At 53.7% G+C, this 20,744-nt stretch carries 19 protein-coding genes; 16 read left to right on the top strand and 3 right to left on the bottom strand.

The window, feature by feature from the left end; all coding sequences use genetic code 11:
* Position 1 precedes the first annotated feature (1 nt).
* From RS584_RS11320 to RS584_RS11300, 5 genes are all read left to right on the top strand, one after another.
* The gene (locus RS584_RS11320; RefSeq protein WP_315749860.1) at positions 2-1,060 is read left to right on the top strand and encodes a Gfo/Idh/MocA family oxidoreductase; all 1,059 of its coding nucleotides are present in this window, start codon (positions 2-4) and stop codon (positions 1,058-1,060) included.
* Positions 1,054-3,333, top strand: coding sequence for a glycoside hydrolase family 65 protein (locus RS584_RS11315; protein WP_315749858.1), 2,280 nt, complete (start codon positions 1,054-1,056; stop codon positions 3,331-3,333). Before RS584_RS11320 ends, RS584_RS11315 begins: the two co-directional genes overlap by 7 nt.
* Positions 3,323-3,988, top strand: a complete 666-nt coding sequence (gene pgmB, locus RS584_RS11310; protein ID WP_026080595.1) for a beta-phosphoglucomutase — start codon at positions 3,323-3,325, stop codon at positions 3,986-3,988. Before RS584_RS11315 ends, pgmB begins: the two co-directional genes overlap by 11 nt.
* A 13-nt stretch (positions 3,989-4,001) precedes the next feature.
* Positions 4,002-5,084, top strand: coding sequence for an ABC transporter ATP-binding protein (locus tag RS584_RS11305; protein ID WP_017383091.1), 1,083 nt, complete (start codon positions 4,002-4,004; stop codon positions 5,082-5,084).
* A gap of 65 nt (positions 5,085-5,149) precedes the next feature.
* Positions 5,150-6,064, top strand: a complete 915-nt coding sequence (locus tag RS584_RS11300; protein WP_023303821.1) for an OmpG family monomeric porin — start codon at positions 5,150-5,152, stop codon at positions 6,062-6,064.
* Between the two features lie 33 nt (positions 6,065-6,097).
* Here the strand turns inward: RS584_RS11300 and RS584_RS11295 are convergent, their stop codons facing one another.
* Entirely contained in the window at positions 6,098-7,108 is a 1,011-nt protein-coding gene (locus tag RS584_RS11295) for a LacI family DNA-binding transcriptional regulator (RefSeq protein WP_193042485.1), read from the bottom strand.
* Positions 7,109-7,263: 155 nt separating this feature from the next.
* Between RS584_RS11295 and RS584_RS11290 the strand changes: the two genes are divergently transcribed.
* The 3 genes from RS584_RS11290 (at position 7,264) to tyrR (ending at position 11,363) form a co-directional block, all read left to right on the top strand.
* Complete coding sequence (locus tag RS584_RS11290; protein ID WP_315749854.1) at positions 7,264-8,661, top strand: YcjX family protein; 1,398 nt, start codon at positions 7,264-7,266, stop codon at positions 8,659-8,661.
* Positions 8,658-9,710 carry a YcjF family protein gene (locus RS584_RS11285; protein ID WP_023296694.1) on the top strand — a complete coding sequence of 351 codons (1,053 nt, stop codon included), beginning with the start codon at positions 8,658-8,660 and terminating at the stop codon, positions 9,708-9,710. Before RS584_RS11290 ends, RS584_RS11285 begins: the two co-directional genes overlap by 4 nt.
* 111 nt (positions 9,711-9,821) lie before the next feature.
* Positions 9,822-11,363, top strand: a complete 1,542-nt coding sequence (gene tyrR / locus RS584_RS11280; RefSeq protein ID WP_003856887.1) for a transcriptional regulator TyrR — start codon at positions 9,822-9,824, stop codon at positions 11,361-11,363.
* A 34-nt stretch (positions 11,364-11,397) separates the two neighbouring features.
* Here tyrR and tpx read toward each other — a convergent pair whose 3' ends face one another.
* Positions 11,398-11,904 carry a thiol peroxidase gene (tpx, locus tag RS584_RS11275; protein WP_003856889.1) on the bottom strand — a complete coding sequence of 169 codons (507 nt, stop codon included), beginning with the start codon at positions 11,902-11,904 and terminating at the stop codon, positions 11,398-11,400.
* Between the two features lie 106 nt (positions 11,905-12,010).
* Between tpx and ycjG the strand changes: the two genes are divergently transcribed.
* Complete coding sequence (gene ycjG, locus RS584_RS11270; RefSeq protein ID WP_193042483.1) at positions 12,011-12,976, top strand: L-Ala-D/L-Glu epimerase; 966 nt, start codon at positions 12,011-12,013, stop codon at positions 12,974-12,976.
* On the opposite strand, the gene mpaA is transcribed toward ycjG, so the two are convergent.
* Positions 12,967-13,680, bottom strand: a complete 714-nt coding sequence (gene mpaA, locus RS584_RS11265) for a murein tripeptide amidase MpaA (RefSeq protein ID WP_126495496.1) — start codon at positions 13,678-13,680, stop codon at positions 12,967-12,969. The two genes, ycjG and mpaA, sit on opposite strands and share 10 nt — an antisense overlap.
* Positions 13,681-13,863: 183 nt before the next feature.
* On the opposite strand from mpaA, the gene RS584_RS11260 reads away from it, so the two are divergent.
* From RS584_RS11260 to dbpA, 7 genes are all read left to right on the top strand, one after another.
* Positions 13,864-15,480: an ABC transporter substrate-binding protein gene (locus RS584_RS11260; RefSeq protein WP_045343273.1), complete on the top strand. Its 1,617-nt coding sequence runs from the start codon at positions 13,864-13,866 to the stop codon at positions 15,478-15,480.
* Positions 15,481-15,737: 257 nt separating this feature from the next.
* Entirely contained in the window at positions 15,738-15,824 is an 87-nt protein-coding gene (locus tag RS584_RS23390) for a hypothetical protein (RefSeq protein ID WP_410493174.1), read from the top strand.
* A gap of 28 nt (positions 15,825-15,852) precedes the next feature.
* Positions 15,853-16,341 carry a hypothetical protein gene (locus RS584_RS11250; protein ID WP_315749847.1) on the top strand — a complete coding sequence of 163 codons (489 nt, stop codon included), beginning with the start codon at positions 15,853-15,855 and terminating at the stop codon, positions 16,339-16,341.
* A 297-nt stretch (positions 16,342-16,638) separates the two neighbouring features.
* The gene (locus tag RS584_RS11245; protein ID WP_315749845.1) at positions 16,639-17,769 is read left to right on the top strand and encodes a methyl-accepting chemotaxis protein; all 1,131 of its coding nucleotides are present in this window, start codon (positions 16,639-16,641) and stop codon (positions 17,767-17,769) included.
* A 90-nt stretch (positions 17,770-17,859) separates the two neighbouring features.
* Positions 17,860-18,843, top strand: a complete 984-nt coding sequence (zntB, locus tag RS584_RS11240) for a zinc transporter ZntB (RefSeq protein WP_017382256.1) — start codon at positions 17,860-17,862, stop codon at positions 18,841-18,843.
* A 280-nt stretch (positions 18,844-19,123) separates the two neighbouring features.
* A complete protein-coding gene (locus tag RS584_RS11235) occupies positions 19,124-19,270 on the top strand; it encodes a hypothetical protein (protein WP_275427718.1) in 147 nt (48 codons plus the stop codon).
* Positions 19,271-19,327: 57 nt separating this feature from the next.
* Positions 19,328-20,701 carry an ATP-dependent RNA helicase DbpA gene (gene dbpA, locus RS584_RS11230; protein ID WP_315749843.1) on the top strand — a complete coding sequence of 458 codons (1,374 nt, stop codon included), beginning with the start codon at positions 19,328-19,330 and terminating at the stop codon, positions 20,699-20,701.
* Positions 20,702-20,744 lie beyond the last annotated feature (43 nt).

Genomic DNA, 20,744 nt, shown 5'->3' with positions numbered 1-20,744 from the left:
CGTGATGAGTGCTTCTACACCTTTGCCTCTGCGCGTCGCCATCATTGGCGCCGGGCAGGTTGCAGACAAAGTGCATGCCTCGTATTACGCCACGCGCAGTGATGTTCAAATGGTGGCTGTCATGGACAGCCGCGTTGAGCAGGCACAGGCGTTTGCGGAACGTTATGCTATTCCATCGGCATGGCAGGACGCTCACGAGATGTTGCAGGAAGTAAAACCGGATGTGGTGAGCGTCTGTTCGCCTAACCGGTTCCATTTTGAACATGTGATGGCGGCTCTCGAAGCAGGCTGTCATGTGATGTGTGAAAAGCCGCCGGCGATGACGCCGCACCAGGCAGATGAGATGCGTCTGGCGGCGCGCAAGGCTGGAAAAGTCCTCGCGTACGATTTTCACCATCGCTTTGCCCTGGATACCCAGCTCCTGCGCGATGCGGTTATGAACGGAACGCTCGGTGAAATTTACTTCACCTCCGCGCAGGCGCTGCGTCGCTGCGGTGTGCCGGGGTGGGGCGTGTTCACCAATAAATCGCTTCAGGGCGGCGGGCCGCTGATCGATATCGGCATTCATATGCTGGATGCCGCGATGTATGTGCTGGGCTTCCCGGCCGTGAAGCGGGTAACCGCGCACAGCTTCCGGAGACTGGGGAACCGGAAACACACCGGCCAGTTTGGCGAATGGGATCCTGCGCAGTTTACCGTGGAAGATGCCCTGTTTGGCACGATTGAGTTCTGCAACGGTGGCATTCTGCGTCTGGACACCTCTTTTGCGCTTAATATCCGCGAGCAGTCGATCATGAACGTCTCTTTCTGCGGTGAGAAGGCGGGTGCAACGCTGTTCCCGGCACACATTTATAACGACGAAGCGGGTGTTTTGCAGACGCTGATCCAGCGTGAAGAAGCTGACGATCGGAGACATCTGCGCAGTATGGACGCGTTTGTTCGCCACGTATTGGGCGAGCCGGTCATGATTGCCGATGCGGAGCAGGGGCTGGTGATCCAGCAATTAGTCGCGGCGTTATATGAAGCCGCGGAAACAGGGGAAAGCGTGACGTTATGCTGAACCAGTCTGTATTAACCGATCCGGGCTTTTGCCCGCATAGCCTGAATAAGTACGCGTCCATTATGGCCTGCGGCAATGGCTACATGGGCATTCGCGCCACGCATGAAGAAGATTACACCCAGCAGACCAGAGGCATGTATCTCGCCGGGCTGTATCATCGCGCGGGACGCAATGAAACCACTGAGCTGATCAATCTGCCGGATGTCACCGGGATTGAAGTTGAGCTGGACGGCGTCAATTTCACGCTCCTTTCAGGCGAAATTCTTGAGTGGCAACGCGAGCTGGCCTTTGCTAACGGCGAACTGCATCGTAACGTTGTCTGGCGTTCGCCGGACGGTAAACGCTATCGCCTGGAAAGCCGTCGTTTTGTTTCGCTGGACCAGTTGCCCTTAGTGGCAATGCAGCTATCGATCACACCGCTTGATGGCGCCGCTCAGGCCGTGCTGAAAACCGGCATAGATGCGACACAAACGAACAGCGGCAGGCAGCATCTGGATGAAATCTCGGTCAGGGTCTTTGACCAGCACTACATGCAGGGTGTGTATGAAACGCAGGACCGGGCGTCTGAAGTTGTTGTTTCGGCGTTTTGTCAGCTCTCCGCTAAGAGCGACAGCTGTTTCACCGCCAAAAATCGTCGCCTCAGCGTTCATCATTCTCTGACTATCTCGCAAGGTGACACTGTCACGCTTGAGAAAATCGTCTGGCTGACGCATCGCTGCGATAAATCGCTCTCGCAGGAGTCTTTCGCCCGCAACGCGCTGGCCGATCTCAAAGTCTGCGCGGCAAGAGGATACGATGCGTTGCTTGAGAGCTCAGCGTACGCCTGGGAAGCGGTCTGGCGTGATGCTCGGGTGGAAGTGACTTGTGCAGAACAGCAGGATCAGCTGGCGCTGGATTACGCCGTCTGGCATCTGACGACAATGACGCCTGCTCATGATGAGCGAAGCAGTATTGCGGCTAAAGGGCTGACGGGTGAGGGGTATAAGGGACACGTCTTCTGGGATACCGAAATTTTCCTGCTGCCGTTCCATCTGTTTACCCGTCCACAGATTGCCCGCAGTCTGCTGCGCTATCGCTGGCTCAATCTTTCGGGCGCGCGTGAAAAAGCACGCCGTAACGGTTGGCCGGGCGCGTTGTTCCCGTGGGAAAGCGCCGCCAGCGGACAGGAAGAGACGCCAGAATTCGCGGCCATTAACATCCGCACCGGGGTTCGCCAGAAGGTCGCCTCCGCACTCGCTGAACACCACATCGTGGCTGATATTGCCTGGGCCGTTGTCGCTTACTGGCAGGCAACACACGACGATGCCTTTATGCGCAATGAGGGCCTGACGCTGCTGATGGAAACCGCTTCGTTCTGGATGGGACGCGCGACGGAAATTAATGGTCGTCTTGAGATCCATGACGTAATCGGACCGGATGAATACACCGAGCATGTCAACAACAACGCCTACACCAACTATCTGGCCTGGCACAACGTTGCCTGCGCGCGTCAGTTTATGACGATGTTTGGGCGTGAAGATGCGCGTTTTACGGAGAATGCCGGGACGTTCCTGGCGCGCCTGTGGCTGCCAGAGGCCGACGCAGAGGGTGTGATCCCGCAGGATGATACCTTCATGGCAAAACCTGCCATCGATCTGAGCCGCTATAAAGCCAAAGCGGGTAAGCAAACCATTCTGCTTGATTACTCTCGCGCGGAAGTGAACGAGATGCAGATCCTGAAGCAGGCCGACGTGGTGATGCTTAACTACCTGCTGCCGGAACGGTTTACGCCGCAGCAATGTGCCGCCAATCTGGCGTTCTACGAGCCACGCACGATCCATGATTCATCCCTGAGTAAAGCCATTCACGGCATTGTGCTCGCACGCTGCGGTGACACTGAGGGGGCGTATACCTTCTGGCGCGATGGTATCGCCATCGATCTGGGGGACGACCCGCACAGCAGTGATGACGGTATTCATGCCGCCGCCACCGGTGCGATCTGGTTGGGCGCCATTCAGGGATTTGCTGGCCTGCACATTAGCGAAGGGGAGCTGCATCTTGCGCCGAAGCTGCCTGTTCACTGGCAGAAACTCGCCTTCCCGCTGCGGTGGCGGGACGCAACAATGCACGTTACCTGTGAAGATGACCAGTTAACCATTGAAACCACCGCACCTGTCACGTTGACGCTGTGGGGTAAAACGCTGCACGTATCAGGGCGAAAGGTCTGCGCGCGTAAGGACTTTCTTGCATCTGTTAATGGGACCGCTACCACGGAGGGGCGCCATGACGCTTAACGCTGTTGTATTCGATCTGGACGGGGTGATCACCGATACCGCGCATCTTCACTTTCTGGCCTGGCGCGCCGTGGCGGAGGAGATTGGTATCACCTTCGACGAAGTATTTAACGAACAGCTGAAGGGAATAAGCCGTATGGACTCCCTCCAGCGCATTCTGATACATGGCGGGAAAGAGGGGATGTTCAGTGACGAGCAGCGCCTGGCGCTGGCGACGAAAAAAAACGCGCTTTACGTCCAGTCGCTGGCATCACTGACGCAGGATTCGCTGCTGCCGGGTATTCGCGACGTGCTGGCGGATATTCGCGCCGCGAAGGTCAAAATTGGCCTGGCATCCGTATCGCTTAATGCTCCTGGGATTTTGCACGCGTTGGGTATTCATCAGGCTTTCGATTTTTGCGCCGATGCTTCGCGCATTTGCCGCTCAAAGCCGGACCCGGAAATCTTCCTTGCGGCCTGTAAAGGACTGAACGTGCGTCCTGAAGAGGCCATTGGTATCGAAGATGCCGCCGCAGGAGTAGATGCGATTAACGCCGCAGGAATGCTGTCGGTGGGGATTGGGCCTGGCCTGAACCATGCGGGATTACAACTTCATTCAACGCAGGAACTGACCTGGGAACGCCTGACGGCGTTCTGGGCATCCCGGGCGTATTGATAAGGAATTAATAATGGCTCAACTGTCTCTGAAACACATTCAGAAAATCTATGATAACCAAGTCCACGTGGTGAAGGATTTCAACCTCGAAATTGAAGACAAAGAATTTATTGTCTTCGTCGGTCCATCGGGCTGTGGGAAATCCACGACGCTGCGAATGATTGCCGGCCTTGAGGAGATCAGCGCGGGTGAACTGATTATTGACGGGGTTTGCATGAATGATGTTCCCGCCAAGTCCCGTGATATCGCGATGGTCTTCCAGAACTATGCGCTCTATCCGCATATGACGGTCTACGACAACATGGCGTTTGGCCTGAAAATGCAAAAAATTGCGCCCTCCGTCATTGAAGAACGCGTTACCTGGGCGGCACAGATCCTGGGCTTGCGCGACTATCTCCAGCGTAAACCTGGCGCGTTGTCCGGCGGTCAGCGCCAGCGCGTGGCGTTAGGCAGGGCGATAGTGCGCGAAGCGGGGGTCTTCCTGATGGATGAGCCTTTATCCAACCTCGATGCCAAACTTCGTGTGCAGATGCGCGCTGAAATCAGCAAGCTGCACCAGAAGCTTAATACCACCATGATTTACGTGACGCACGATCAGACGGAAGCCATGACAATGGCAACCCGCATCGTGATTTTAAAAGACGGCATCATTCAGCAGGTGGGCGCGCCGAAGCAGGTCTACAACGAGCCGGCGAATATGTTCGTTGCAGGGTTTATTGGCTCACCGGCGATGAACTTCATTCGTGGCGCGATCGACGACCGCTACTTTGTGACCGAAACGCTGCATCTGGAGATCCCGGAGGACAAGCTGGCCGTGCTTAATGCGCAAGGTTACCAGCGTAAAGCGGTCGTCTTTGGGATCCGTCCGGAAGATATTCTTACCCCGCAGCGAACTGGTGAAAACATCACGGCGAAGATCAGCGTTGCTGAGCTGACCGGGGCTGAATTTATGCTTTATGCCACCGTGGGTGGGCATGAACTGGTTGTCCGTGCGGGAGCGGCGGATGATTACGTTGCCGGAGAGAATATCGGCATCCAGTTCGATATGAATAAGTGCCATTTCTTCGATGCTGATACTGAAACAGCTATTAGATAAGAAAGGTGTTCGCCGGAAATGAAAGTTTCCGGTTTTTTGTGTGTTAATTATAAAGGAATATTTTAATGAGTACTCTACTAAGAAGTGCTGCGCTCGTTCTGTGCGCAGGGGTGAGCTGCGCGCAAGCAACTGAATCAGCCAAACAGTGGGAATTTAATATTGGCGCCATGTATGAAATTGAAAACGTCGAAGGTCAGGCCGACGATAAAGATGGATTATATGAACCCTCCGTGTGGTTTAATGCCACATGGGATGCATGGACCATTTCGCTGGCTATGTATCAGGAAGGGCCGGTCGATTACAGTAGCATGACGCGCGGCACCTATTTCGATCGTCCTGAAGTAGAATTACGCTATCGTTTTATCGGCACCGATGATTTTACGTTCGGCCTGACCGGTGGCTTCCGTAATTATGGCTATCACTTTAAGGATGAGCATGGTGCTAAAGACGGTAGTGCTAATATGCAGCGCTATAAAGTTCAGCCTGACTGGGATATTAAACTAACCGACGACTGGCGTTTTGGCGGCTGGTTTGCCATGTATCAGTTTGCCAACGATCTGGAAAAAACCGGCTATTCTGACAGCCGCGTCGAGACCGAAACCGGTTTTACCTGGACAATTAACGAAACGGTCTCGGCAAAAGTTAATTACTATTTAGAGCGCGGTTTTAATATGGACGGTTCACGTAATAACGGTGAATTCTCCACTCAGGAAATTCGCGCCTATCTGCCGATTTCATTGGGTCAGACGACGTTAACGCCTTATACCCGTCTGGGACTCGATCGCTGGTCAAACTGGGACTGGCAAGACGATCCTGAGCGTGAAGGACATGATTTCAACCGTTTGGGTATGCTGTACGCCTATGATTTTAACAATGGTTTATCCATGACGCTGGAATATGCCTACGAATGGGAAAACCATGACGAAGGGGAAAGTGACCGTTTCCACTATGCTGGTATCGGCGTGAATTACGCGTTTTGATAACACTTCACCAGGGGCGTTTGCCCCTGGTTTTTAGCGTAATGAAGCTGCATCTGAAAAATGCGTTTCAACCAATATCTTATGCGGGGCCGGTTTACCCGCAATGCACCTGAACAACACATCGCAGCTCTCTTCGCCCAGCTTTCTGGTGGGGATATCAAAGCCGCCAGGCGCAGGGGTTAAAATGAGAGATAGCATTGGGTCGCTGTATCCTGCCATTGCGACCTGTTCCGGGATCGTCAGGTTTAGCTCATCCGCGGCACGATAAAGACTCAGCAATTTCATGCTGTCCGTCGCAAAAACCGCATCGGGGGGGTTGTCTGAAGAGAGTAGCTGACAGGCCGCCTGAAGCGCGCTTTCATGGGTATATCCGCCATCAATAACCCAGTCCGGATTAATTGCAATACCCTGCTTCTTAAGGCTCGATTTATAGCCCGCCAGGCGATCGATAGAAACGTGATAATCGAGCGGGGCATGCAGGCAGGCAATTTTAGTGCGACCATGTGTGATAAATGAGTCGGTTAATATGGCGCTGTCGCGGAAATTATCCGTGTCGACAGAATAGATATTCTGGTAATTGCCTTCCACTTTACCAATAACGACCACGGGCACGCCGTATTCGTCCAGCGTCGCGAAAAAAGACTCGTTCGCCGGCGAGCTTAGCATGATGATCCCCTTGATCATCTTCTGCTTTATTTTACCTACGCATTTTTGCAGATCATCTTCGCTGCTTTTGGACGTTTGTAAAATAACATCAAAACCCTCTTCTTCTGCTTTTGCCGTAATGGCATGCAGTACATCAGAGAAAAAAGGATTGCCTGCGGTGGTTTTGGTTGAACGGGTCGAAATAACCATAATGGCATCGAAGCCAGAAGAGGTGAGTGCGCGGGCAAGTTTATTCGGTTGATAATTTAATTCTTCTATCGCCTTCAACACCTTTTCGCGCGCTTCAGGAGAAATATTCGTTTGTTTATTCAGAACGCGCGACACGGTTGATTTCGAAACGCCAGCAACGCGGGCAATATCATAGATGGTGGGTGACATACACCTTACTCACTCCAGACGGACAGCAATTGCGCCCATCTTACTGGAGAGAAAACGGCAATAGCAATAATTAAGAATTGATAATCAACGATCTGCCCCAATTTACTGTATTCTGAAGTGACTTTTTTCAGGGTTCCAGGCAATGAAGGACGGCGATGAAGCGACTTAAAAACGAATTCAATTCTCTGGTGAACCGTGGCGTTGATCGCCATCTGCGTCTTGCCGTGACGGGGCTGAGCCGCAGCGGTAAGACAGCATTCATTACGGCGATGGTCAATCAGCTGTTGAACCTGCATGCAGGGGCGCGCCTGCCACTGCTTAGCGCAGTGCGCGAGGAGCGGTTGCTTGGGGTGAAACGCGTACCGCAACGTGATTTTGGCATACCCCGTTTCACCTATGATGAAGGTCTGGCGCAGTTATACGGGGAGCCTCCCGCCTGGCCCACCCCGACGCGTGGCGTGAGCGAAATCCGTCTTGCGCTTCGTTTCCGCTCGAATGAATCCCTGATGCGTCACTTCAAAGAAACGTCCACGCTCTATCTCGAAATTGTGGATTACCCGGGAGAATGGCTGCTCGATTTACCGATGCTGGCGCAGGATTACCTGAGCTGGTCCCGACAGATGACCGGTCTGTTGCAGGGGCAGCGGGCAGAGTGGTCGACCAAATGGCGCCAGCTTTGCGAAGGGCTGGATCCGCTGGCACCGGCGGATGAAAACCGTCTGGCCGTCATAGCCGAAGCCTGGACGGATTACCTGCATCAGTGCAAGCAGGAGGGGTTGCATTTTATTCAGCCGGGCCGCTTTGTTCTGCCGGGTGATTTATCCGGTGCTCCCGCACTACAGTTTTTCCCGTGGCCGGACGTTGACAGCATCGGTGAATCGAAACTGGCGCAGGCGGACAAGACCACCAACGCCGGTATGCTCCGAGAGCGATACAATTATTACTGTGAAAAGGTGGTTAAGGGCTTTTATAAAAATCACTTTTTACGCTTTGACCGCCAGATCGTGCTGGTGGACTGCCTGCAACCGCTTAACAGCGGGCCGCAGGCGTTCAATGATATGCGGCTGGCACTTACGCAGCTGATGCAAAGCTTTCATTATGGCCAGCGTACGCTGTTTCGCCGTTTGTTCTCGCCGGTCATCGACAAGCTGCTGTTTGCCGCCACAAAAGCTGACCATGTGACGGTCGATCAGCACGCCAACATGGTATCCCTACTGCAACAGCTGGTGCAGGATGCCTGGCAGAATGCGGCCTTCGAAGGGATCAGCATGGACTGTCTGGGGCTGGCGTCCGTACAGGCTACGCAGAGTGGGTTGATTGATCTGAATGGCGAGAAAATTCCGGCCTTGCGGGGCAACCGTCTCAGCGACGGTGAGCCGCTCACGGTCTATCCGGGGGAAGTCCCGGCGCGTCTGCCGGGCCAGGCTTTCTGGCAAAGCCAGGGTTTTCAGTTCGAAGCCTTCCGTCCGCAGAGCATGAACGTTGACCAGCCATTGCCGCATATCCGTCTGGATGCCGCGCTGGAGTTTTTAATTGGAGATAAATTGCGATGACGGAACCGTTAAAACCACGCATTGATTTTACCGGCCAGCTTGAGCAGTCCCCGCACGAGGCGTTTAAAACGGCGCAAACCTTCAGTGGCCCGCAGGCCGACAACTTTGCTCCCGTGCTGGCAGACGAGCCGTTGGCTGAAGAGGGGCAGGCGGAAGCGGTGGTTGATGCGGCACTGCGCCCGAAACGCAGCCTGTGGCGCAAGATGGTGACCGCCGGGTTAGCCCTTTTTGGTGTGAGCGTAATCGGCCAGGGCGTGCAGTGGGGCGTCAATGCCTGGCAAACGCAGGACTGGGTGGCGCTGGGGGGATGCGCCGCCGGGGCGTTGATTGTTGGTGCGGGCGTTGGCTCAGTCGTCACCGAGTGGCGTCGCCTCTGGCGTTTGCGTCAGCGTGCCCACGAACGCGATGAAGCGCGGGATCTGCTGCACAGTCACGGCACAGGAAAAGGGCGTGCTTTTTGTGAAAAACTTGCGGCCCAGGCCGGGATAGATCACTCTCATCCGGCGCTTCAGCGCTGGTATGCGGCGATCCACGAAACCCAGAATGACCAGGAAGTGGTCACGCTCTATGCCCACATTGTTCAGCCGGTACTGGATGCGCAGGCTCGTCGTGAGATCAGCCGATCGGCGGCGGAATCTACCCTGATGATCGCCGTCAGTCCGCTGGCGATGGTGGACATGGCCTTTATCGCCTGGCGCAACCTGCGCCTGATCAACCGCATCGCCAGACTGTATGGCATTGAGCTTGGCTATTACAGCCGGCTGCGCCTGTTCAAACTGGTATTGCTGAATATCGCCTTCGCCGGGGCAAGCGAACTGGTGCGGGAGGTCGGGATGGACTGGATGTCACAGGATCTTGCGGCGCGTCTCTCTGCCCGGGCGGCGCAGGGGATTGGTGCCGGTCTGCTGACGGCACGCCTGGGCATCAAAGCGATGGAGGTTTGTCGTCCACTCCCCTGGATCGATGGCGATAAGCCGCGGCTGGGGGATTTCCGTCGCGAATTGATTGGCCAGCTTAAAGAGACGCTCAATAAAAAACCTGCTCAGTGAGGTTTTGTTTACTAATCGTGCGGGCTGTCAATATTTGTTGACAGCCACCTTCCCGAATACCGTGATCTGACATATCATTTTACTGTTATTGGCTTAAACGGTGAATTTCCCATGCGTCTGGAAGTCTTTTGTGAGGACCGTCTCGGTCTGACCCGCGAGTTACTCGATCTTCTTGTTTTACGTAGCATTGATTTACGTGGCATAGAGATCGACCCTGTCGGGCGAATTTACCTCAATTTTGCCGAAATTGAATTTAATACCTTCAGTAGCCTGATGGCGGAAATCCGCCGTATCGCTGGCGTTACGGATGTACGCACCATCCCCTGGATGCCGTCCGAGCGGGAACATCTTGCGCTGAGCGCGCTGCTGGAAGCAATGCCGGAGCCGTTTCTCTCTCTCGATCTGAAAAATAAAGTCGAGCGCGTTAACCAGGCCAGCTGCCAGCTGTTTGCGCAGACTCAGGAAAAACTTATTGGGCACCACGCCACGCAACTGATCACCGGGTTTAATTTCCAGCGCTGGCTGGACAGCAACCCGCAAAATACCCATAGCGAGCATGTCGTCATCAACGGACAGAATTTCCTGATGGAGATCACGCCGGTCTACCTGAAAGGGGAAAATGCCGCGCGGGTGCTCACCGGCGCGGTGATCATGCTGCGCTCCACGGTGCGCATGGGACGCCAGTTACAGAATCTTTCCAGCCAGGACGTCGGCGCATTCAGCCAGATTATTGCGGTGAGCCCGAAGATGCGTCATGTAATCGACCAGGCGCGCAAGCTGGCAAATCTTACGGCACCGCTGCTGATTACCGGGGATACCGGTACGGGGAAAGATCTGCTGGCGCATGCTGTGCACATGGCCAGCCCGCGTGCGGCAAAACCGTATCTGGCGCTGAACTGCGCCTCTATTCCTGAAGATGCGGTGGAAAGTGAACTGTTCGGGCATGCGCCGGAAGGCAAAAAAGGCTTCTTTGAACAGGCGAACGGCGGCTCGGTGCTGCTGGACGAGATTGGCGAAATGTCGCCACGCATGCAGGCGAAACTGCTGCGTTTTCTCAATGACGGCACGTTCCGCCGCGTGGGGGAAGATCATGAAGTGCACGTGGATGTGCGCGTCATCTGCGCCACCCAGAAAAACCTGGTGGAGCTGGTGCAGAAAGGGGTATTCCGCGAAGATCTCTACTATCGTCTCAACGTTCTGACGCTCAATATTCCGCCGCTGCGCGATTGCCCGCAGGACATCATGCCGTTGACGGAACTGTTCGTGGCCCGTTTTGCCGACGAGCAGGGCGTGCCGCGTCCGAAGCTCTCTGCCGACCTGGGCACCGTGCTGACGCGTTACGGCTGGCCGGGCAATATTCGTCAGCTTAAAAATGCGGTCTATCGCGCATTAACTCAGCTTGAAGGGTATGAACTGCGTCCTCAGGATATTCTGTTGCCGGATTACGATGCCGGGACGGTCTCGGTAGGCGAAGAGGCAATGGAAGGCTCGCTGGATGACATCACCAGCCGTTTCGAGCGTTCGGTATTAACGCAGCTTTATCGCAGCTATCCGAGCACGCGCAAGCTGGCTAAACGTCTTGGAGTGTCACATACCGCGATTGCGAATAAGCTGCGCGAGTATGGGTTAAATCAGAAGAAGGGTGACGAATAAATAAAAAAGCCTCTTTGCAGAGGCTTTTTTACGTTTAGGCTTTAAGCGCCTCAAGTGCAGCGGTGTAATCCGGTTCGGTAGTGATTTCGTTGACCAGCTCACTGAAAACAACGTTGTCGTTTTCGTCGATCACCAGCACCGCACGAGCAGCCAGACCTTTCAGCGCGCCTTCGGAAATGGCAACACCGTATTTTTCCAGGAAATCCGGGCTGCGCAGAGTGGAAAGGGTGATGACGTTGCTCAGGCCTTCAGCGCCGCAGAACCGGGACTGGGCAAACGGCAGGTCAGCAGAAATGCACAGCACTACGGTGTTGTCCATTTCGGTCGCCAGCTGGTTGAATTTACGCACTGATGCAGCACAAACGCCAGTATCGATGCTTGGGAAAATGTTCAGGACTTTACGTTTGCCGGCAAACTGGCTCAGCGTGACGTCAGACAGATCTTTAGCCACCAGAGTAAAAGGCTGTGCTTTGCTGCCAGACTGTGGGATGGAACCTGCAACAGCAACCGGGTTGCCCTGGAAATGAACGAGTTGTGACATAGATATCTTCCTGTTTACAAATAGTTAACGTCGTGGCTAGTGTATGTCATCCGCAGTTAGCACGGCAAACCAATTTTCTGCCTTTCCGGCCTGCAAGGAGTCAGTGATGAGAAGCGTTAAGGTCTATGAAGAAGCCTGGCCATTGCACACCCCGTTTGTGATCTCGCGTGGCAGCCGTAATGAGGCCTGTGTGGTCGTGGTTGAATGTGAAGAGGACGGCGTAAAAGGCGTCGGGGAATGTACCCCTTATCCTCGCTACGGAGAAAGCCTGGCGTCAGTCATGGCGCAAATTATGACGGTAGTGCCCGAGTTGCAGGCGGGCCTGACGCGTGAGGATCTTCAGCTTCGGTTGCCGGCCGGCGCGGCACGCAACGCGATTGACTGCGCACTCTGGAGTCTGGAAGCGGCGAAACAACAAAAACCGCTGCCTGCGCTGCTGGACGTTACGCTGCCGCAATCGATCGTCACCGCGCAAACGGTGGTCATCGGTGAACCAGAGCAAATGGCCGCCAGCGCTCAGGCGTTGTATGCCACCGGTGCAACATTATTAAAGGTGAAGCTCGACGATCGTCTGATTAGCGAACGCATGGTCGCCATTCGTGCGGCGGTGCCTGATGCCACTCTTATCGTCGATGCGAACGAATCATGGCACAGCGAAGGGCTGGCAGCCCGTTGTCAGCTGCTTGCCGATCTGGGCGTTGCCATGCTGGAGCAACCCCTCCCGGCAGAAGACGATGCCGCGCTGGCGAATTTTATTCATCCGCTTCCCGTCTGTGCAGATGAAAGCTGTCATACCCGTGAGAGCCTGTCAGCTCTCGAGGGACGCTACGAAATGGTGAACATTAAGCTGGATAAAACAGGTGGGTTAACCGAGGCCCTGGCACTGGCACAAGATGCACAGGCGCAAGGCTTTACTCTGATGCTGGGCTGTATGTTGTGCACGTCCAGAGCGATCGGCGCTGCACTCCCGCTGGTGAACAGCGTGCGTTTTGCCGATCTTGACGGCCCAACCTGGCTGGCGGTTGACGTATCACCCGCCCTGAATTTTACCTCCGGCGTACTTCATCTTTGAGGCTGCCAGCGCAGGAGATCTGTCATCGCCCGCAGGTATTTTTCGCTCGCTTCATCCGAGGAGATGGGCGGAAACTCTGCGGTGATACAGTGAAGGCTAAGGTCCGCGCACCAGCTGCCAAACGACCCGGGTGTTTCATAGCCAACGCTGCTCACCATAGGTAGAGCAAACGCATCCGCCAGCCACTGCCCGAGCGCCGTATGACGAGGATCTTCAATACAGGCGAGGGGATCGTGGAAAGAGACAACCCAGGCCGGATGGATCTTATGAATAAGCTGGCACAGCGCCTGAGTCTCCGGTTCGGAACCGGGTTTGTCTCCCGTGAGCAGGACCACATCTCGCTCCTGCGCTGAACTGTTCCAGCGATACACCGTTTCACCGGCGCGCCAGTTTGCCGCCGGGAAGTTCCTGTTCAGGTCAACGCCGCGTGCATTCGCCCGTAATCCAAGCTGACAACCGTCCGGGTTGACGGTCAAAATCACATGATGACGTCGTAAATCGGGGGCCAGCGTACGTAGCGCGCACGAGAGCGTCACGACAGACGAGTTTTCATCGCCATGCGTGCCCGCAATGATTAAGCCGCTATTGCGATCGGCCTCGGGTGCCGGAAACCAGATCAGCGGCGCGCCTAAAAACGAGCGTCCATAATGTTCAGTCCCGGGCGGGAAGGCGCCGCGTTCCGTTCTTGGTCGGGTAGTTGCCATAGTAAACCCTGATGATAAAGTCACTTCTGGCAGTGTTGTGCAAAAGCCGCGCTTAATCAAATAGTTTCCGTGTGTGTGGAAAATTGCCTGACATCAACTTTCCGGAGGAAGCATTTGCATTTCTCCGTTTCGAAACAAATAATTACGCATCTGCCTGTTACCTGACATCATTAAGGGGATCGTATGAAGCATCCTGTTTCGCTTCTTTGTACTGCGCTGTGGCTGTGCGGGCTTTCTTCACTTTCATATGCCGCGGAGGTTCCCGAAGGAACGGTTCTGGCGCAAAAGCAGGAGCTGGTTCGACATATTAAAGATGAGCCCGCTTCGCTCGATCCGGCAAAAGCGGTGGGGTTGCCCGAGATACAGGTGATCCGCGACCTCTATGAAGGGCTGGTAAATCAGAACGAAAAAGGGGAGTTAGTTCCCGGCGTGGCGACGCGCTGGCAGAGCAATGACAACCGCGTCTGGACGTTCACGTTGCGGGATAACGCTAAGTGGTCTGACGGAACCCCGGTGACGGCACAAGATTTTGTCTATAGCTGGCGTCGTCTGGTTGATCCTAAAACAACGTCACCTTTCGCCTGGTTTGCGGCGCTGGCGGGCATTAACAATGCCCAGTCCATCATCGATGGCAAAGCTGCTCCGGATACGCTCGGCGTGACGGCGGTCGATGCTAAAACGCTGCGCGTGCAGCTGGACAAACCGCTACCCTGGTTCAGTAATCTGACGGCTAATTTCGCGTTTTATCCTGTTCAAAAGGCCAATGTGGAGAGCGGTAAGGAATGGACCCGCCCTGGCGCGCTCATTGGCAACGGTGCGTATGTGCTGAAAGATCGCGTGGTGAATGAAAAACTGGTGGTTGAGCCGAATTCTCATTACTGGGATAACGCCAGGACGGTGCTTAAAAAAGTCACCTTTGTGCCGATCAACCAGGAGTCCTCAGCGACCAAACGCTATCTGGCGGGCGATATCGATATTACAGAATCGTTTCCGAAAAACATGTACCAGAAGCTGCTTAAAGATATTCCGGGACAGGTATATACACCGCCACAGCTTGGGACCTACTACTACGCGTTTAACACGCAAAAAGGACCAACCGCGGATGCCCGCGTACGTCTCGCGCTCAGCATGACCATCGACAGACGTATTATGGCGGAAAAAGTCCTGGGGACCGGTGAGAAACCGGCCTGGCATTTTACTCCCGATGTCACTGCGGGTTTTACGCCGGAAACCTCGCCATTTGAGCAGATGTCGCAACAGGAGCTGAATGCGCAGGCGAAAACGTTGTTGCAGGCGGCAGGCTATGGCCCACAGCGCCCGCTTAAATTAACGCTGCTGTACAACACGTCTGAAAACCACCAGAAAATCGCGATTGCCGTTGCATCCATGTGGAAGAAAAATTTGGGTGTTGATGTTAAGTTGCAGAATCAGGAGTGGAAAACCTACATCGACAGCCGCAATACCGGGAATTTTGACGTCATCCGTGCATCGTGGGTAGGGGACTACAACGAGCCGTCGACATTCCTGTCGTTGCTGACCTCCTCCCACAGCGGGAATATCTCACGATTCAACGATCCTGCTTACGATAAGATTATTCATCAGGCGACGCTCGAAACCACTGAAAAAGCGCGTAATGCCGACTACAACATGGCCGAGAAGATCCTCACCGAGAAAGCACCGATTGCCCCTATTTATCAGTACACCAATGGCCGTCTCATCAAGCCCTGGGTTAAAGGTTATCCGATAAATAACCCAGAGGATGTTGCGTACAGCCGTACAATGTATATTGAAAAGCATTAAAAAAGAGGTCAGGGCGCTACGTGATTATGGTAAACATCCATTAACCGCATAAGCGCCCGCTCTAAGGGTTGATAGTTTTACAGCCTGGTTATTACCGAATATCCCCTTCATATCAGCCCATCACATATTGTCATGATGAATATCTTCAGAGAGATTCTTTCTCCCGTTTATCGAAAAACGCGTAGTCATTTATTCGCCATACCGTTCCGCTTGAGGAGCAGCTTCGTCTGCTTTCCATTTTACCTGCCGGGCAACCCGTGTCAGCAGCGCAGCTAAACCAGACCGAACAGCATCTTCAGCAGTTGAATGCCAGCTATGCCCTGCTGAAGCACCAAAAAGAATAATGAGACTGGCGAAAAACACGGAGTTGACATGTCAGCAAGAGAGCGTTTTTTTAAGAAAGTGCAGCGGAGTATCGGGGACAAACCGATCTATGTTAATACGGCTGAGGCCGAAGTCAGGGCTTTTTGTGAGCGGATGGAAGACCTTGCGCAGCAAATCATTACATGGTTTGAAGGTTCTGGTATTGAAATATTTTTATCTAAAAAACATATCACCGATTTAAGTACGGTTGGCTACAGCCTCAGTAGCGGTATATGTCGTTATGCCATTACGACGATCATTTTGCAAAATGGGGATCGCAGCGTCACCATTATGCCAGAACAGGTGATCAGGGGGCCGGAGAAGGGGTGTGTGACGATGAGTATTAATGTCCCCGATAGTCTATCGGGGGCGAAGATATTCCATTTAAGCATGGCGCCTGAAACAGGCTGGTATATTCGTCGCGGGCATCAAAGTGCAAAAGAGAATATCCTCATGACAGAGGACTGTTTTTTCCAGACTATCGACTGTCTGGCCTGAACGTAAGCCACCCTAACGGGAGGGACGCGTATTAACTACGTTAACTTATTAAGCACCACTAAACAACGGCGTCCTACAGTACCCCTCCTTAAATATATAATTACCGTTATTGAAGGGGTATCAGCAACCAAACGACAAGCCAGATATTTACCGTAAAACATGCTTTTTGTCCGCCTTAAGTAAAACTGCGGAAATCAAACTGCAAAACAACAAACCAGCGACGAACGTGAGGACAAATTTCTATGGCAATGCTATAACCCTTAATGCCAACCAAAATATAATGTCCCAGGAAAACGTATGCTAAGAAATATTAGTGTCAGAACGTTCATTGTGTATTTCCTTTTATGTGTATTTTTGGTAAGTGATGGAGTTATAGCGCTATTTTCACGGAATTCTTCGCTTTTTATTGCAGTCGTAATTGTACAATTCATCGCCTTATTTTTACTCTGGGCGTACATGACAAAATATCTTGTGACGCCGATCAATACTGTGAAAAAAAGTATTGAAGAAGTGACGTCAGGCAAACTTGGCGTGTCGATACCTGAATTTGGCAACAACTGTGCGGGACGACTGATCCCGGGGATTAATAGTCTCTCCAGCAACATTGCAACGCTGGTCCGTGAGATCCGCGCCTCATCGCAAACCGCGATGACCCTTTCAGATCAACTCTCTTCACGCAGCGCGCAGCTTTCCGTCAAAACAGAACAGCAGTCAGCTTCGCTGGTGCAAACGGCAGCCAGCATGGAAGAGATGGCTGCAAGTACAAAAAATAATGCTGACAATACCCGTTTAGCCAGCGAGCAGGCGAATATCGCGACGTTGCAGGCGCGTAAAGGCGGAGAATTAATGGGGCAGGTCGCGAACAATATGCAGTCGATTACCGACTGCGCCCAGCAAATGACAGAGATTATCTCGCTGATTGACGGAATCGCTTTTCAGACCAATATTCTGGCGCTTAACGCCGCCGTTGAAGCGGCAAGAGCGGGCGACCATGGTAAAGGGTTTTCTGTGGTCGCGGGTGAGGTGAGAAGCCTGGCGCATCGTAGCGCCGAAGCGGCAAAAAATATTAAGTCACTGATTGAGGTTACCAGCTATAACGTGACGCAGGGCGTTAACGTGGTCTCTGAAGCCGAAAAAAACATGCATGACATTGTTACCGGTTCGGGCAATGTGAGCAGACTGATGGATGAAATATCCGCCTCAACATCAGAACAGGAAAAAGGTATTTCACAAATTACGCAGGCATTGTCAGAGCTTGAACGCGTAACGCAGAGCAACGTGTCGATGGTTGAGGAACTCAATGGATCGTCAGATGTGCTGCGCAAACAGGTGATTGAGCTCCAGACACGAACACGTAATTTCCGTCTGGAAAATGAGTTCCAGACTGATAATGCATTAAGAAGCCGCGAATGGGCGGTGAATTCCTGAACGTATTCAGGACGATGCCTCACATAATTATTGCTTAACCCTCGGCGAAAGCTAGACTGACACCGAAAGAGATAAAACGGTGGAGGCGCTGTGGAGAGCATTAAAGGGTCTGAGGTTAACGTACCTGACGCAGTTTTTGCATGGGTGTTTGATGGACAAGGCGGCGCAAGGCCGCTTGAAGATCAGGATCACATCGACAGCGAACATCCATGCTGGCTGCACCTCAACTACACGCACCCGGACAGCGCCGAGTGGCTCGCGTCGACGCCGCTACTGCCCAACAACGTTCGGGATGCGCTGGCGGGAGAAAGTCTCAGACCCCGCGTCAGCCGCATGGGTGAGGGGACGTTAATTACGCTGCGTTGTATAAACGGCAGTACGGATGAGCGTCCGGATCAGCTGGTGGCAATGCGTGTTTATATGGATGAACGGCTGATTGTTTCCACCCGCCAGAGAAAAGTGCTGGCGCTGGATGACGTCATTAACGATCTGAAAGAGGGCACGGGGCCTACGGATTGCGGCAGCTGGCTGGTGGATGTGTGTGATGCGCTGACCGATCATGCCAGCGAGTTTATTGAAGAACTTCACGATAAAATCATCGATCTGGAAGATAACCTGCTCGATCAGCAAATCCCCCCACGTGGTTTTCTGGCGCTGCTGCGTAAGCAGCTCATCGTGATGCGCCGCTATATGACCCCTCAGCGCGACGTTTATGCGCGGCTGGCCAGCGAACGCATGAGCTGGATGAACGACGATCAACGCCGCAGAATGCAGGATATCGCTGACCGGCTCGGACGTGGACTGGACGAGATTGACTCATGTATTGCCAGAACGGCAGTCATGGCGGATGAGATAGCCCAGGTGATGCAGGAGTCGTTAGCCAGGAGAACGTACACCATGTCGCTGATGGCGATGGTCTTTTTACCGAGTACCTTCCTGACGGGGTTGTTTGGCGTAAACCTCGGAGGGATCCCCGGCGGTGAATATCACTATGGCTTCACCACGTTTTGCGTCATGTTAGTGGTTTTGATTGGGGGTGTTGCATGGTGGTTGCATCGTAGTAAATGGCTGTAAATTTACGCTTTTCTGAGGCAGAGTCGGCTTCAAAACGACATTTTAATTGAGCGAAGTCAATAAACTCCGACCATGTTAGGTGCAATATTACTCCCGCAGGTGAATGCAACGTCAAGCGATGGGCGTTGCGCTCCATATTGTCTTACTTCCTTTTTTTGAATTACTGCATAGCACAATTGATTCGTACGACGCCGACTTCATAGTCGGCTTTTTTTTGCCTCCTGTTTATCTGCGTCTACCCTTTAGGAGTAAGCACCCTAATCTGGAGGAAAAGATGAGTATGCTACTTGCCCTGCAACGCCTTAACACCTGGCAGTCCGATCCGGTGCCCACCGATCCTACGCCGATACCCGATCCTGTCCCACGTCCGCAGCCGATGCCGGATCCGCCGCCGGATGAAGAACCGATTAAATTGTCGCATCGTTAGCGCAGATCTGCGAGGATACGCGCCATCTGACTGCAATCATTACCACGAGAGTATATTGTGACCGCTTTTTCCACGCTGAACGTTCTGCCTGAAGCCCAACTGACTAACCTGAATGAGTTGGGCTACCTCACTATGACCCCTGTCCAGGCCGCCGCGCTGCCGGCTATCCTTGAAGGCCGTGACGTGCGCGTGCAGGCGAAAACCGGCAGTGGAAAAACGGCTGCATTTGGGCTAGGCCTGTTACAACACATTGATGCAACCCTGTTTCAGACCCAGTCCCTGATACTCTGCCCGACGCGCGAGCTGGCCGATCAGGTCGCGGGTGAGCTGCGTCGTCTGGCGCGTTTTTTGCCTAACACTAAAATTTTAACGCTCTGCGGCGGGCAACCGTTCGGTGCGCAGCGCGATTCCCTTCAGCACGCGCCGCATATCATTGTGGCAACGCCGGGCCGTCTGCTCGATCACCTGCAAAAAGGCACTGTTTCACTCGATGCACTGCAAACGCTGGTGATGGATGAAGCTGACCGCATGCTGGATATGGGCTTCAGCGATGCGATTGACGAAGTGATCCGCTTTGCCCCAGCCACACGCCAGACGCTGCTCTTTTCTGCCACCTGGCCCGAGGCGATTGCGGCGATCAGCGGGCGCGTGCAGAAGAACCCGCTGACCATTGAAATCGATACTGTCGATGCGTTACCGGCGATTGAGCAGCAATTCTTCGAGACATCGCAGCAGGGCAAAATTCCACTGCTACAAAAATTGCTGAGCCAACACCAGCCAGCGTCCTGCGTGGTGTTCTGTAATACCAAAAAAGATTGTCAGGCGGTGTGCGATGCCCTGAATGATGCCGGACAGAGCGCATTATCGCTGCATGGCGATCTGGAACAGCGCGATCGCGATCAGACGCTGGTGCGTTTCGCTAACGGCAGCGCACGCGTGCTGGTTGCAACGGATGTGGCGGCCCGTGGCCTGGATATTAAATCGCTTGAGCTGGTGGTGAATTTCGAACTGGCATGGGATTCGGAAGTGCATGTCCACCGCATCGGGCGTACCGCGCGCGCAGGTAACAGTGGTCTCGCCATCAGCTTCTGCGCACCTGAAGAGGCGCAGCGCGCAAATATTCTTGCGGAAATGTTGCAACTGAAACTCAACTGGGTGAATACCCCGGGTAATATCAGCATCGCTCCGCTGGCGGCGGAAATGGCCACCCTGTGCATCGACGGCGGTAAAAAGGCCAAAATGCGTCCCGGTGACGTTCTGGGGGCGTTAACTGGGGATATCGGTCTCGACGGGGCAGATATTGGCAAGATCACGGTCCATCCTGCGCATGTCTACGTAGCGGTTCGCCAGTCGGTTGCGCATAAGGCCTGGAAACAGTTGCAGGGCGGGAAGATTAAAGGGAAGACCTGCCGCGTTCGACTGCTGAAATAAGCTTAAAACGCGTCTCAGAAATGATATCTGAGACGCTGCCAGG

Source organism: Enterobacter sp. DTU_2021_1002640_1_SI_PRY_ASU_LCPMC_013, from assembly GCF_032389435.1.
Lineage (GTDB): Bacteria > Pseudomonadota > Gammaproteobacteria > Enterobacterales > Enterobacteriaceae > Enterobacter > Enterobacter hormaechei_C.
Note: the sequence above shows the minus strand (reverse complement) of the source record. Positions and strands in the feature narration are given on the sequence as shown.

What these genes read in the sequence shown, in the direction of transcription:
- RS584_RS11305 (WP_017383091.1), top strand. Translation starts at nt 4,002, where the DNA reads ATGGCTCAACTGTCTCTGAAACACATTCAGAAAATCTATGATAACCAA.
- tyrR (WP_003856887.1), top strand. Translation starts at nt 9,822, where the DNA reads ATGCGTCTGGAAGTCTTTTGTGAGGACCGTCTCGGTCTGACCCGCGAG.
- mpaA (WP_126495496.1), bottom strand. Translation starts at nt 13,680, where the DNA reads ATGGCAACTACCCGACCAAGAACGGAACGCGGCGCCTTCCCGCCCGGG.
- RS584_RS11260 (WP_045343273.1), top strand. Translation starts at nt 13,864, where the DNA reads ATGAAGCATCCTGTTTCGCTTCTTTGTACTGCGCTGTGGCTGTGCGGG.
- RS584_RS11245 (WP_315749845.1), top strand. Translation starts at nt 16,639, where the DNA reads ATGCTAAGAAATATTAGTGTCAGAACGTTCATTGTGTATTTCCTTTTA.
- RS584_RS11315 (WP_315749858.1), top strand. Translation starts at nt 1,054, where the DNA reads ATGCTGAACCAGTCTGTATTAACCGATCCGGGCTTTTGCCCGCATAGC.
- pgmB (WP_026080595.1), top strand. Translation starts at nt 3,323, where the DNA reads ATGACGCTTAACGCTGTTGTATTCGATCTGGACGGGGTGATCACCGAT.
- RS584_RS11295 (WP_193042485.1), bottom strand. Translation starts at nt 7,108, where the DNA reads ATGTCACCCACCATCTATGATATTGCCCGCGTTGCTGGCGTTTCGAAA.
- RS584_RS11250 (WP_315749847.1), top strand. Translation starts at nt 15,853, where the DNA reads ATGTCAGCAAGAGAGCGTTTTTTTAAGAAAGTGCAGCGGAGTATCGGG.
- RS584_RS11285 (WP_023296694.1), top strand. Translation starts at nt 8,658, where the DNA reads ATGACGGAACCGTTAAAACCACGCATTGATTTTACCGGCCAGCTTGAG.
- RS584_RS11235 (WP_275427718.1), top strand. Translation starts at nt 19,124, where the DNA reads ATGCTACTTGCCCTGCAACGCCTTAACACCTGGCAGTCCGATCCGGTG.
- ycjG (WP_193042483.1), top strand. Translation starts at nt 12,011, where the DNA reads ATGAGAAGCGTTAAGGTCTATGAAGAAGCCTGGCCATTGCACACCCCG.
- tpx (WP_003856889.1), bottom strand. Translation starts at nt 11,904, where the DNA reads ATGTCACAACTCGTTCATTTCCAGGGCAACCCGGTTGCTGTTGCAGGT.
- RS584_RS11300 (WP_023303821.1), top strand. Translation starts at nt 5,150, where the DNA reads ATGAGTACTCTACTAAGAAGTGCTGCGCTCGTTCTGTGCGCAGGGGTG.
- RS584_RS11290 (WP_315749854.1), top strand. Translation starts at nt 7,264, where the DNA reads ATGAAGCGACTTAAAAACGAATTCAATTCTCTGGTGAACCGTGGCGTT.